The sequence below is a fragment of the Dyella sp. SYSU CM1112 genome (assembly GCF_058216415.1).
Genome location: NZ_JBZEGI010000042.1, coordinates 1 through 1,196, shown reverse-complemented (window position 1 = coordinate 1,196; position 1,196 = coordinate 1). Strand labels below are relative to the sequence as shown.

The 1,196-nt window shown below is 63.5% G+C and carries 1 protein-coding gene; it reads left to right on the top strand.

Annotated features, from left to right (window positions below; genetic code table 11):
- Window positions 1-1,196: DUF6531 domain-containing protein (locus AC4HNJ_RS21515; RefSeq protein WP_490481665.1), on the top strand; the 1,196-nt coding region annotated here is incomplete at both ends.

Here is a 1,196-nt window from a genome sequence, read left to right as displayed (position 1 = left end):
CGCCCCGTACCAACACCTGCCCGATACGCATGCGCTCGAAGCCGCGTTGCCAAAAGGCACCACCGCCTTGATCGGTCAGGTGCGCCAGATTGACGAAACTCCGGTCGCCCATGTGGACGTGAGCATCGGCGATACCACCGTGCATACCGATGCGCAGGGCGTATTCGTGCTGACCCACATCCCGGCCGGTCGCGACGCCTTGCTCGTGGACGGCGCCTCGGCCAGCCATGGGGCGGTGAAGTACGGCCGCTTCGTGGTCGGGGCCGACGTCAAGGCCAAGGCCATCACGCACATGCCCTTCGTGATGTACCTGCCGCGCATCCTGCCGCGCGATGAAATCACCTTGCCCACGCCGACCACGCGCGAAGTGGTGCTGGAACATCCAGACATGCCGGGCCTGGAACTGCACATTCCCGCCGGTGCCGTGTTCAAGGATCGCAACGGCCATGTGCTCACGCACATCGCGCTGGTGCCTACGCCAGTGGATCACGCGCCGTTTCCGTTGCCCGACAACTTCCCGATGTACTTCACCATCCAGCCGGGCGATGCCGTGCTGCAAGGGCTGACCCCCGAAGCGGCGCGCGGCATCCGCGTGGTGTACCCCAATTACGGCAACGCCCAGGCCCATACACCGGCCGATTTCTGGGTGTACAGCGTCAAGGAAGGCTGGCAGATGTACGGCTCGGGCCATGTCACCGCCGATCGCAAGCATCTGGCGCCCGATCCCGGCGTGACCCTGGCCTGGGCGTTGGGGGCAGGGGCCTCGCAAAGCAGCGCCAATCCACCCACCGCGCAGAAGGCCAACAACTGCAGCAAAGGACAACCGATCGATCTGCAGACCGGCATTCTCTTCCACCAGTGGAATGACTTCGCCATCCACGATGTGATGCCGCTGATGCTCACGCGCGCCTACACCTCGGCCGACCCCAATTCGCATGTCTTCGGCATCGGTGGCAATGCCAACTTCGGTATTCACTTGTGGAGTGCCGGCAGCGATATCACCACCACCATGTCGTTGGTGCTGCCGTGTGGCGAAGGCATTGCCTACAACCAGATCAGCGGCAACGACAGCTGGCCGCTGGCAGGTTCGGTGTGGGCGCACACCGGTACCAATTCCGCGTTTTACGGCTCGACCATCCAGTTCCTGCTGGACAACACCCCGCTCGGTGCACATTGGATCTTGACGATGAAGGACG